This window comes from Domibacillus iocasae (genome assembly GCF_001750285.1).
GTDB lineage: Bacteria > Bacillota > Bacilli > Bacillales > Domibacillaceae > Domibacillus > Domibacillus iocasae.
In genome coordinates this window covers 1-11,109 of sequence record NZ_MAMP01000022.1, presented here as the reverse complement: position 1 = coordinate 11,109, position 11,109 = coordinate 1, and the positions used below count along the sequence as shown (strand labels likewise).

General features: G+C 42.4%; 7 protein-coding genes and 12 tRNA genes. 2 read left to right on the top strand and 17 right to left on the bottom strand.

What is annotated here, in order from left to right:
• Positions 1-214 precede the first annotated feature (214 nt).
• A complete protein-coding gene (locus BA724_RS10810) occupies positions 215-1,126 on the top strand; it encodes a 1,4-dihydroxy-2-naphthoate polyprenyltransferase (RefSeq protein WP_083256200.1) in 912 nt (303 codons plus the stop codon).
• A 75-nt stretch (positions 1,127-1,201) separates the two neighbouring features.
• A complete protein-coding gene (locus tag BA724_RS10805) occupies positions 1,202-1,723 on the top strand; it encodes a TraR/DksA C4-type zinc finger protein (protein WP_069938685.1) in 522 nt (173 codons plus the stop codon).
• A gap of 17 nt (positions 1,724-1,740) precedes the next feature.
• On the opposite strand, the gene BA724_RS10800 is transcribed toward BA724_RS10805, so the two are convergent.
• From BA724_RS10800 to BA724_RS10720, 17 genes are all read right to left on the bottom strand, one after another.
• Positions 1,741-4,122 (bottom strand): glycogen/starch/alpha-glucan phosphorylase, encoded by a 2,382-nt coding sequence (locus tag BA724_RS10800; RefSeq protein WP_069938684.1) that lies wholly within the window; start codon positions 4,120-4,122, stop codon positions 1,741-1,743.
• On the bottom strand, positions 4,112-5,563 hold the full coding sequence (gene glgA / locus BA724_RS10795; RefSeq protein WP_069938683.1) for a glycogen synthase GlgA: 1,452 nt from the start codon (positions 5,561-5,563) through the stop codon (positions 4,112-4,114). Before glgA ends, BA724_RS10800 begins: the two co-directional genes overlap by 11 nt.
• Complete coding sequence (locus BA724_RS10790; protein WP_069938682.1) at positions 5,560-6,570, bottom strand: GlgC family sugar phosphate nucleotidyltransferase; 1,011 nt, start codon at positions 6,568-6,570, stop codon at positions 5,560-5,562. Before BA724_RS10790 ends, glgA begins: the two co-directional genes overlap by 4 nt.
• Positions 6,570-7,733: a glucose-1-phosphate adenylyltransferase gene (locus tag BA724_RS10785; RefSeq protein WP_069938681.1), complete on the bottom strand. Its 1,164-nt coding sequence runs from the start codon at positions 7,731-7,733 to the stop codon at positions 6,570-6,572. Before BA724_RS10785 ends, BA724_RS10790 begins: the two co-directional genes overlap by 1 nt.
• 1 nt (position 7,734) lies before the next feature.
• Entirely contained in the window at positions 7,735-9,609 is a 1,875-nt protein-coding gene (glgB, locus tag BA724_RS10780) for a 1,4-alpha-glucan branching protein GlgB (protein ID WP_069938680.1), read from the bottom strand.
• A gap of 247 nt (positions 9,610-9,856) precedes the next feature.
• Positions 9,857-9,928: transfer RNA gene (locus BA724_RS10775), tRNA-Glu, on the bottom strand.
• Between the two features lie 3 nt (positions 9,929-9,931).
• Positions 9,932-10,022 (bottom strand) — tRNA-Ser (locus BA724_RS10770).
• Positions 10,023-10,026: 4 nt separating this feature from the next.
• Positions 10,027-10,101 (bottom strand) — tRNA-Asn (locus BA724_RS10765).
• A gap of 13 nt (positions 10,102-10,114) precedes the next feature.
• A tRNA-Ile gene (locus BA724_RS10760) sits at positions 10,115-10,188 on the bottom strand.
• Between the two features lie 19 nt (positions 10,189-10,207).
• Positions 10,208-10,281 (bottom strand) — tRNA-Gly (locus tag BA724_RS10755).
• Positions 10,282-10,299: 18 nt separating this feature from the next.
• A tRNA-His gene (locus BA724_RS10750) sits at positions 10,300-10,375 on the bottom strand.
• 11 nt (positions 10,376-10,386) lie between these two features.
• Positions 10,387-10,462 (bottom strand) — tRNA-Phe (locus tag BA724_RS10745).
• Positions 10,463-10,601: 139 nt separating this feature from the next.
• Positions 10,602-10,678 (bottom strand) — tRNA-Asp (locus tag BA724_RS10740).
• A gap of 6 nt (positions 10,679-10,684) precedes the next feature.
• Positions 10,685-10,758: transfer RNA gene (locus BA724_RS10735), tRNA-Met, on the bottom strand.
• Between the two features lie 17 nt (positions 10,759-10,775).
• Positions 10,776-10,868, bottom strand: a tRNA-Ser gene (locus BA724_RS10730).
• Between the two features lie 18 nt (positions 10,869-10,886).
• Positions 10,887-10,963, bottom strand: a tRNA-Ile gene (locus BA724_RS10725).
• 68 nt (positions 10,964-11,031) lie between these two features.
• Positions 11,032-11,108 (bottom strand) — tRNA-Met (locus BA724_RS10720).
• Position 11,109: the final 1 nt, after the last annotated feature.

Sequence of the window (11,109 nt, the reverse complement as noted above, 5' to 3'; positions counted from 1 at the left end):
ACGTTGCGGCAAATGCCGCGCTCTTTATCTTTACTCTTTATTATATACCACTTACATCACATTTTCATTTCTGAATGACAATGTTTGATTTTTCCGAAAATATTCTGTGCCGCTGTAATATTGAAAAAGGATTGACACTTTTGGTTCCGTTTTCTACACTTGATAAAGGACATTTGTTTAATTGTTCACAATGATGGATTGGGAGAGAAGAATAATGAACCAAACCCCTTCGGCGGATACCGGTTTTCAAATATGGTGGCAGCTTATGCGGCCTCATACGTTAACCGCCGCGTTCGTGCCGGTTTTTCTCGGGACAGCGCTCGCCATTGCGTATACAGACTTGCACGTTCCATTGTTTTTAGCCATGATGATCGCCTCCTTGCTTATTCAGGCAGCGACGAATATGTTTAATGAATACTTTGATTTTAAGCGCGGCCTCGACACGGAGAAATCGATTGGCATTGGCGGTGCTATTGTCCGGAATGGTGTAAAGCCAAAAACCGTGCTGCATATGGCGTTTGCTTTTTTTGGCATTGCACTTTTACTTGGCATTTACATTTGCGCGATTTCTTCCTGGTGGATCGGCTTAATCGGTGTAATCTGCATGGCTGTTGGCTACTTATATACAGGCGGCCCGCTGCCGATTGCCTATACACCGTTTGGTGAAGCCGCGTCCGGTTTTTTTATGGGCGGCGTCATTATTTACATTTCATTTTTCATTCAAACTGGCTTTCTTTCGATGACAGCTGTATTATTTTCGTTTCCGATTATTTTACTCGTGGGCAGTATTAATTTAGCAAACAATATTCGGGACCGTATTGGTGATAAAGAAGCCGGACGGAAAACGATCGCTATTTTAATTGGCCATGATCGTGCCGTTATGCTCTTAGCTGCTTCGTTCGTGATTGCATTTCTATGGGTGATCGTTTTATTGTTTACGGATTTAAGATCTTTTTGGCTGTTTCTTTCGTATTTGAGCATTCCGAAAGCTTTTAAGGCTGTTAATGGATTTAAAGGCAAATCACTCCCGGTGCAAATGATGCCCGCCATGAAAGCAACCGCACAGACAAACACATTTTACGGATTTTTGTTGGCGATTGGCCTATGTATCAGCTACCTTTTTTAACCCGATCTGACAATCGGGTTTTTTTCTATGACAAAACGGTTATAGAGAGATATAAATGAAAGGATGAGAAGACTTATGCTGACGAAAGATCAATTGAGTGAATTAAAGCAGGAACTGCTCCAACAAAAACAACAGCTGACCAATCAGATTGAACAGGATGAAGAAAACCAGGATGAAGGCGAACTGTCTTCATATGCCAATCATCCGGCTGATACAGGCACCCAGTTGTATGAGCGCGAGCGGGATATGGCGCTTGATGAACATAGTCACGCAGAGCTTGAAAAAATTGATGCTGCTCTTGCGGCAATGAAAGAAGGCACATATGGCATTTGCCAAAAAAGCGGCGAAGAAATTCCATTTGAGCGTCTGCAAGCTGTTCCAACCACTCTTTATTCAGTAGAGAACTCGCCTAACCAGACTCTAGAGACTGACCGCGTGCCGGAAGACCGTATTCCTCACCCGGATGACGGCATTGACAGCTTTAGTGACGCAGCGAACGATGGGACATCTGAAACGCCATCAGACTTCAGTGAAGACAATGAAAATTATAATGAATTGTATAAAAAAGAGGAAGACAATGAAAATCCAGCGACGTAACGCCGCTGGATTTTTTCTTAAATATTCCAAATTTCTTTCGCATACTCTTTAATCGTCCGGTCACTGGAAAATATGCCCGAGCCACTAATATTGTTCACCATCATTTTGCGCCAGCGTGCCTGATCCTCTGCATAAATACGCCCGGCCTCTTCCTGTGTTTTTCGGTATGATTCAAAATCTTTCAAGACAAAATATTGATCATTTTCCCCTAAAAGAGAGTCGTAAATAACCCCGAACAATCCTTTATCATCAAGTGTGCCATCTACGAGCTGATCAAGCGTGCGGCGAATGAGCGGATCGTGATGATAATAATCCATAGAACGATAGCCGCCTTCTTTATCATACGACATCACTTCTTCCGCTTTCAGGCCAAAAATGAAAATATTATCAGGGCCGGTCTGTTCTAAAATTTCCACGTTTGCTCCATCCAGCGTTCCCATGGTAATCGCACCATTCATCATAAATTTCATATTGCCGGTACCTGATGCTTCCTTACTCGCTGTGGAGATTTGTTCACTTATATCGGCCGCTGGAATAATATCTTCCGCAAGTGAAACACGGTAATTTTCCATAAAGACAACCGTAATCAGCCCTTTTGTCGCCGGATCGTTGTTTACAAGATCGGCTACAGAATGAATCAGTTTAATAATCCGCTTGGCATAAAAGTAGCCAGGCGATGCTTTAGCACCAAAGATAAACGTGCGTGGCGCCATTTGATAAGAAGAATCGGCTTTTACTTTATTATAAAGAGCCAAAATATGAAGAACATTTAACAGCTGCCGCTTGTACGCATGAAGCCGTTTCACCTGTACATCAAAAATAGATGATGGATCAACTTTAACGCCGTTTTGTTCAAAAATACGCTTGGCCAAAATTTCTTTCCGCTTCGTTTTTACATCCCACAGCTTTTGAAGAAACGCAGAATCATCCGCATACGGCGCAAGCTTAGAGAGCTCAGCTGCATCTTTTTGGAATCCATCTCCAATTGTTTCAGTTAAAAGAGACGTCAATTCTGGATTTGCTTTCAGCAGCCAGCGGCGATGGGTAATCCCATTCGTTTTATTATTGAATTTTTCCGGCTGGAACTGATAGAAGTCATTCATTTCACGGTTCTTTAAAATTTCAGTATGAAGCCAAGCTACACCATTGATGCTGTGACTGCCGGCAATCGCCAGGTGAGCCATACGAACCTCACCATTAGCAACGATCGCCATCTTCTCGATCCGTCCCCATTCTCCCGGATACTCTTCCCATAAACGTTTACAAAATCGTTCATTGATTTCTTCTACAATCATAAAAATGCGCGGCAGAAGCGGCTTGAAAATGCGAATCGGCCAGCGTTCAAGTGCTTCCGAAAGCGTCGTATGGTTTGTATAAGCAAAGGTTCTTTCCGTAATGTGCCATGCTTCGTCCCATGAAAGCTGATATTCATCCAGCAAAAGACGCATTAATTCCGGAATAGCCAAGACCGGATGTGTATCGTTAATATGAATCGCTACATGTTTATGGAGCTCTTTCAGCTCGCCGCCATTGCTTAAAAATCGGCGCAAAATCGAGCGGATACTAGCAGAAACGAGAAAATATTGCTGTTTTAAGCGCAAAATTTTCCCTTCGTCATTTGAATCATCCGGGTACAAAAATTCAGAAATAGCTTCCGTTTCCCGTTTATATTTAAGCACGTCATGCATCGGTGTCATCGTTGACATTTCCGCACTCCATAGACGTAATGTGTTGATTGTTTCACCGCCGTAACCCACCACCGGCATATCGTGTGGAACAGCCCGCACGTATTCTGCATCTACGTGGCGAAATTTCGTTCCTTCTTTACGCTCAATAACATCCACGCTGCCCCAAAACGGAACATCTACTGACAAATCGGATTTTCGCACTTCCCACACATATCCATAACGAAGCCAATTTTCCGGAAGTTCCATTTGGAAGCCATCAACCATTTTTTGCTCAAATAAACCATGCTTATAACGAATGCCGCAACCATGTCCAGGCAAATTTAACGAAGCAAGTGAATCCAGAAAACAAGCAGCAAGGCGGCCGAGACCGCCATTTCCCAGCGCGGCATCCGGCTCAATTTCCTCCAGTTCGTCAAGTGGAATGTTTAAGTCAGCCAGCCATGTTTCAAGTGTTTCATACAAACCAAGGTTGATTAAATTTTGTCCGAGCAGGCGGCCAAGCAAAAATTCAATCGATAAATAATATACTTGCTTATTCCCTTTTCGATAACGCTCGTTTGTCTCAATCCATTCGCTGCTAATATGTTCTCGAACCATGTTGCTGAGCGTGACAAACTGCTGAGCGCGTGTCGAGTCTTGAAAGCTGATACTATATGATTGCTCCAGCCGCTTTTTAAACGACTCCTGAAACGCTTTTTTATCAGAAAACATGACTTTCCCTCCTGTTGGATACATCCTCATATAGTTTCATATACGCTTTGGCAGATTGCGACCAGCTGTAGTCTGCTTTCATTGCACTCTCGACAATTTTCGCCCAGGTGGCAGGCTCGTTCTGATAAAAATTCAAAGCGCGCTGATATGTATTCAGCATGTCATGCGCATTGAAATTGCTAAATGAAAAACCATTGCCCACTCCTGTTTCTTCATTGTACGAATGGACCGTATCATTTAAGCCGCCTGTTTCCCGAACAAGTGGAAGTGAACCATATTTCATCGCAATTAATTGCCCAAGACCGCACGGCTCAAATTGTGAAGGCATTAAAAACAAATCAGAGCCTGCATAAATTTGATGCGCCAGATGTTCGTTAAACCCAATATATGAGCGAACTTTATCCGGATACACCCACTCCATCTCGCGGAAGAAATGCTCAAACTCGGGTTCCCCGCTGCCAAGCAGGATAAATTGAACATCTTCATGGATCATTTCATGGAACACATGGCGAACGAGATCAAGCCCTTTTTGCTTTGTCAAACGAGAAATCAAGCCGATAACCGGAACATCTTTACGTACTGGCAAATGAAAAAATTCCTGAAGAAGAAGCTTGTTTTCCGCTTTTCCAGCCATATTATTCACGCTATACGGTTTAACGGCTTCATTCGTTTCCGGGCTATAAATTGAATAATCGATTCCGTTTAATATACCAGTTAAATCGCCCTGGCGTTCTTGAAGTACCCCTTCAAGCTGCTCACCGAAATAGGGATTTAAAATTTCATTCCGGTATGTAGGACTGACCGTTGTAATTTCATCAGCAGCCACAAGTGCTCCTTTCATGAAATTTGTATTCCCATTAAATTCAAGGTGTCCTGTCTGATAGTGCTGGCTATGCAAGTTTAATAAATCTGTCACAGCCTGAGGCGGGAAGATGCCCTGGAACATTAAATTATGAATAGTAAAAACCGAGCGGATTTTTTCATATCCCGGACGATGCTGATGCTCAACTTTGAGCATAAACGGCATCATCGCGGTATGCCAATCGTGGCAGTGCAGAATATCCGGGAAAAAGTCGAGATGAGACAATGAATCGAGAACCGCTCTTGTAAAATAAGAAAAACGTTCTCCATCATCATAATGACCATATAAACTATCTCTTCTAAAATAGTAAAGGTTGTCGACAAAATAATAAGTAATGCCATCCTGCTTAAACTCAAAAACAGCACAATACTGATTGCGCCATCCTACAGGTACTGTAAAAACCGCCACTTGCTTCATTTCTTTTTCATATTTTTCAGAAATAAGACTGTATTTCGGCATAATGACCCGCACATCTACGCCCATTTTAGCTAATTCTTTTGGAAGGGCGCCTGCCACATCGGCAAGCCCCCCTGATTTAACAAACGGAACACACTCTGACACCGCAAATAGAACCTTCACGAACTTGCCACCGCACTTTCAACCGATCCTTTTTTAATGACGAGCGGTTCGTCAGGTGTCCCGCGCAGAACCGCACCATCTTCTACAGAAACATCTTTATCGATAATCACATGTTCTAAAATACAATTTTGGCCAATTTTACTTTTTTGCATAATAATGCTATTTTTTACTGTGGATTTTTTCCCAATCTTTACCCCGCGGAATATGATGCTATGGTTGACTTCACCTTCAATAACGCACCCATTCGCAATCATTGCATTTGTTACATAAGAACCCGCTAGGTAATTTGTTGGCGGTTCATCTTTCACTTTTGTATAAATTGGCTGAAACTCATTAAACAATTCGCTCCATTTTTCTTTTTCAAGCAATTGCATGCTCGTTTGATAATAGTCGTCAATCGATTTAATCCGTTTTAAAAAGCCTTCAAATTCATACTCGCTTATTGTTAAGGAAGAACCGGCATCTTCGACAACATCCTGCATGGATTTGTAGCCCGTTTCATGGCGGTTTTTGATTAACTCAAGTAAAAGCGGAAGTGATAAAAGATAAATATGGGCAGATTCACCTTTGTGTATAACTTCTAAAATATCACTTTTGTGCTGAATAAACCGATCCAGCACAGGCGCAAAATCCATGTTTGCCACTGTTGTACTGTTAGACAAAATAACATATTTTTGATCACTGCGGTTAAAATAATCAAGATGTTCTGCCATTCGGCTGAACTGGCCTTCTTTTGCAGGAGCTGGGAAGAAAAAAAGCCCATCACGCTTGCGGTTTAAATCCCAGTCTTTCCCGGAACCTAAATGATCCATTAATGAGCGGTATGGAGATCTTGGGAAAATCGCTACACTTTGGATGCCCGAATTGACCATATTGGATAAAACAAAATCAACAAGCCGATACCTTCCCGCAAAAGGGATCGCTGCAGGAGAACGATGAGCTGCAAGCTCACCCATCTCTTCCGGCAGCAGTATTGCATCAATGACACCAAGCATTGATTTTTTCATTAGGCTTCCTCCACTCTCGTCTGTTGTTCCGCATGCTCTGCTAAAAAAGCTTCTGTGATGAGCAAAATATCGTCAGCGTCGTTTCGAATAATGGTGTTTTCCGGTATTTCCAAGCCATTCATGACGATCGCCCGTTCAATAAATGAACCGCGGCCAATACGGGCATTCGGCATAACTACACATTCTTTAATAACAGCATCTTCTTCTACTTCTACACCCTGGAACATAACGGACTGCTCGATTGCCCCATCAATTATACATCCTTCATTGACAAGCGAATGCTTTACTTTTGCTTTTGTGCCAATAATTTGAGGCGGCTGGTTCGGATTAACTGAATAAATGCGCCACGAATGTTCAAATAGATTTAAATCCTGCTCGTCATCGAGCAAATCCATGTTTGCTTCCCATAAGCTTTTTACTGTTCCAACGTCTTTCCAGTACCCTTTAAATGGATAAGCAATTAATTTTAATTCATCAGCAAGCATTGCCGGAATGACATCTTTTCCGAAATCGTTTGATGAATCTGGATTGCTTTCATCCATTTCTAAATATTTGCGAAGAACAGGCCATTTAAAAATATATATCCCCATAGAAGCCAAGTTGCTTTCCGGTTTTTTAGGCTTCTCGTCAAAGCGTGTTACATTGTATTCGTCATCTGTATTCATGATCCCGAAGCGGCTCGCTTCATCCCAAGGCACTTCAATCACAGAAATTGTGACATCCGCTTGTTTTTCAATATGATAATCAAGCATTGTGTCGTAATTCATTTTATAAATATGGTCACCGGATAAGATAAGAACATATTCTGGATCAAATTGTTTAATATAATTTAAGTTTTGATAAATAGCGCTCGCTGTCCCAGAATACCATTTCACTTCGGACGATTCGCTGTAAGGAGGCAAAACAGTTACTCCGCCATTTTTACGATCAAGGTCCCATGCACTTCCAATTCCGATATATGAATTTAATACAAGTGGCTGATACTGTGTTAAAACACCGACTGTATGGATTCCTGAATTTACACAATTGGAAAGTGGGAAATCAATAATACGGTATTTTCCACCGAATGGCACTGCTGGTTTTGCAAGGCTCTCAGTCAATTCTTTTAAACGGCTACCTTTTCCTCCAGCTAGAAGCATTGCTACACATTTTTGTTTTACCATGTTAGTTCCTCCCCTTTTCGTCTACGTAGCGCAAATATACTGCGCCAAATGGCGGTACATTTATTTCAACAAAAGCAGGCTGCCCATGAAATGAATCTGCAACCGTTTTGATCAGGCCATTGTTTATCTGATTAGAACCACCATACAAGGATCTGTCACTGTTTAAAACTTCTTCATATTGTCCTTCTTTTGGGACACCTATTTTATAATCACTGTACCCATAATCACCAAAATTACAAACAATTACGAGTGGATTTCCCCCCTTGTCTTTACGTATAAAAGACAAAATACTTTGTTCCTGATTATGCACATCTATCCATTCAAAGCCTTCCGGACTGTGATCAAGTTCATATAAGGCCGGTTCTGTTTGATAGGAAGTCATAAGCTCCTTGAAGTAATGATTAAAACTGCGATGCATATCATAATCTATTAAATGCCAATCAATTTCTTCAAGGTCTTTCCACTCAGAAAAAGGAGCAAGCTCTGTTCCCATAAACAGCAGTTTTTTTCCAGGATGTGCTGTCATAAACATAAGCAGCAAACGCAGTTGAGCAAATTTTTGCCAATAGTCTCCTGGCATTTTATCAAGAAGCGATTTTTTCCCATGAACGACTTCATCATGTGAGAATGGTAAAATGTAGTTTTCCGAATAGGCATACATAAGTGAAAATGTCATGAGATGATGTTTATGCGGGCGTTCGTTCCAATGAGTTTCCATGTATTCAAGCACATCGTTCATCCAGCCCATGTTCCATTTGTAATTAAAACCAATTCCGCCTTGATGTACAGGAGCGGTTACCTGCGGCCAATCGCTGGAATCTTCCGCGATCATAAGCGCTTCCGGCTTAAATGCAAAAACAGCTTTGTTCAATTTTTGTAAAAATGATACACCATGTGGATTAGCTTCAAGCCCTTCCCTATTCGGCCAGTAAAAAATGTTCGAGACTGCATCTACTCGAAAACCGTCAATATGATAATAGTCCATCCAAAAAAGAGCGTTCGAAATTAAAAAGCTATGTACTTCTGTTTTACTTAAATCAAAATTCGCCGTTCCCCATACATAATTTTCACGATCCCAGCTGTTTTCGTATTCATAGCTGAAATTGCCGTCAAAATTATGAAGCCCATGCGCATCTTTGCAAAAATGACCAGGCACCCAGTCCATAATGACCCCTAATCCTGCGCGATGGCATTCATCGACAAAATACATAAAATCTTTTGGTTCGCCATACCGTCTAGTAGCTGCAAAATAACCCGTGCTTTGGTAACCCCAGGAACGATCGAATGGGTGCTCTGTTACAGGCATCACTTCAATGTGGGTAAATCCTTGGCTTTTTACGTGCGGAATCAGCATATCCGCTAATTCACGGTACGTATAAAGATCATTTTCATCTTTTCCTTTTCTCTTCCATGTGCCTAAATGCATTTCATAAATAGCTAATGGTTCCTCATATATATGAGAAGGCTGACTATTATTAAACCATTCTTCATCCCCCCATTCATATTCATCAAGCGTTTTAACTACACCAGCTGTTTTGGGACGGAGCTCTGTCATAACGGCAAAAGGATCCGTTTTATGAATAACTCTCCCGCTTTGAGCGACAATCTCATATTTGTACAATGAATCTTCTAAATTAAGAGGAACTTCCAAAAACCATACACCTTCTGCTGATATTCGATTCATTTCGAATTCAAGGCCATTCCAATTGTTAAAATCACCAATCACTCGTACCTTTTTTGCATTTGGAGCCCATAAAACAAAATACGTTTTTTCATTTTGAATATGTGACCCAAATAATTTATACGCCTTAAAAAGATTTCCTTCATGGAATAAATGAAGATCAAACTCGGTTGGATAAAAAGTTTTCGATGACATGATTCACACCCTTTTATTTATGTATTCTTGGTGAAGTGGAGAAGAGGAAAATGCAGATAATGCCTTATTTACTTTAATATTGTTAGTATTCTTTAAAAATACACATTCTCCTTCTTTATTTCGAACATTTATTTATTAATTTCCCTTATTTTTTTAAAAATAACTATAAAGCGCATGTTAAAATTTTGTAAATATAAAAAAAACACCAGGAAGTTAAAAATAACTTCCTGGTGTTTCATGTTTCGTATGACCCCTACGGGATTCGAACCCGTGTTACCGCCGTGAAAGGGCGGTGTCTTAACCGCTTGACCAAGGGGCCATCTGGCGGAGAAGGAGGGATTTGAACCCTCGCGCCGGTTACCCGACCTACACCCTTAGCAGGGGCGCCTCTTCAGCCTCTTGAGTACTTCCCCAGATTGGCTCCGCAGGCAAGACTCGAACTTGCGACCGATCGGTTAACAGCCGATTGCTCTACCACTGAGCTACTGCGGAATATTCATAATGATGGGCCTGAATGGACTCGAACCATCGACCTCACGCTTATCAGGCGTGCGCTCTAACCAGCTGAGCTACAGGCCCCTAGTACCCTTTATATGTATGGAGCGGGTGATGGGAATCGAACCCACGACATCAGCTTGGAAGGCTGAGGTTTTACCATTAAACTACACCCGCATGCGGATTAAAATCAGATGGGGCGACTAATGGGAATCGAACCCACGAGTGTCGGAGCCACAATCCGATGCGTTAACCACTTCGCCATAGCCGCCATGATGCAAATGGTGGCTCAGGACGGAATCGAACCGCCGACACAAGGATTTTCAGTCCTTTGCTCTACCAACTGAGCTACTGAGCCAAGATCAAACATATTCATAAACTTAAAGCCTTTTGTCCTTCGTCCCGCTCATGCTGCGTCCGAAACGGTACGCTGAAGCAAAATCGAGGAAGAATATTCGCTTGCTTTACCAACTGAGCTGCTGAGCCAAATAAAAAAATGGCGGTCCGGACGGGACTCGAACCCGCGACCTCCTGCGTGACAGGCAGGCATTCTAACCAGCTGAACTACCGGACCAAATGATTGCGGGGGCAGGATTTGAACCTGCGACCTTCGGGTTATGAGCCCGACGAGCTACCGGGCTGCTCCACCCCGCGATAATAAAATATGAAAATGGAGGAGGAAAGGGGATTCGAACCCCTGCGCGGTTTGACCCGCCTGTCGGTTTTCAAGACCGATCCCTTCAGCCGGACTTGGGTATTCCTCCAAATTAAAATGATTCAAGTGGTGGACCTTGCAGGACTCGAACCTGCGACCGGACGGTTATGAGCCGTCTGCTCTAACCAACTGAGCTAAAGGTCCTTGGGCTCACAGGATGTGAGTTATAAATGTGTTGCCTCGCAATGCGGTGTTCTTAGTATTGGAAAATATGGTAGCGGCGGAGGGGATCGAACCCCCGACCTCACGGGTATGAACCGTACGCTCTAGCCAGCTGAGCTACACCGCCA

Coding starts and splice junctions, on each gene's coding strand:
- BA724_RS10810 (WP_083256200.1), top strand. CDS start 215: ATGAACCAAACCCCTTCGGCGGATACCGGTTTTCAAATATGGTGGCAG.
- BA724_RS10805 (WP_069938685.1), top strand. CDS start 1,202: ATGCTGACGAAAGATCAATTGAGTGAATTAAAGCAGGAACTGCTCCAA.
- BA724_RS10800 (WP_069938684.1), bottom strand. CDS start 4,122: ATGTTTTCTGATAAAAAAGCGTTTCAGGAGTCGTTTAAAAAGCGGCTG.
- BA724_RS10790 (WP_069938682.1), bottom strand. CDS start 6,570: ATGAAAAAATCAATGCTTGGTGTCATTGATGCAATACTGCTGCCGGAA.
- BA724_RS10785 (WP_069938681.1), bottom strand. CDS start 7,733: ATGGTAAAACAAAAATGTGTAGCAATGCTTCTAGCTGGAGGAAAAGGT.
- glgB (WP_069938680.1), bottom strand. CDS start 9,609: ATGTCATCGAAAACTTTTTATCCAACCGAGTTTGATCTTCATTTATTC.